The organism is Nocardioides malaquae, from assembly GCF_015070385.1.
GTDB classification, from domain to species: Bacteria; Actinomycetota; Actinomycetes; order Propionibacteriales; family Nocardioidaceae; genus Nocardioides; species Nocardioides malaquae.
Window position 1 is genome coordinate 1 of the sequence record NZ_JADCSA010000385.1, and the last position, 273, is coordinate 273.

General features: G+C 42.1%; 1 protein-coding gene. It reads left to right on the plus strand.

The annotated features are described in order from the left end of the window. Positions 1–245 (plus strand): hypothetical protein (locus IEQ44_RS17210; protein WP_227487636.1); only part of this gene is annotated, 245 nt, incomplete at its 5' end. Between the last annotated feature and the right edge of the window lie 28 nt (positions 246–273).

Below are 273 nucleotides of genomic sequence, written 5' to 3' on the forward strand. Positions count from 1 at the left end.
CTGATGTTATAAAAATCTTTCAAATTGAATTATCTCGAAATATAAGTCAAAATTATGTGCTTGATCAAAAAAGCCTTTTTGACCATCACTTGCACGGATGGCCCCAGTTGTCAATTTTCCATTCTGGACAAAAGGAGCACACGATCCGACCAACCGACCGGAGTATTTTAGTAAATGCACTCAGTTACTTCGCACTACTGCACCACAGCATCCCCACAAAGAATACAGCTGTAACCGCCGCATGAGACCATTGTTAAGTTGAAGCATCCCCCC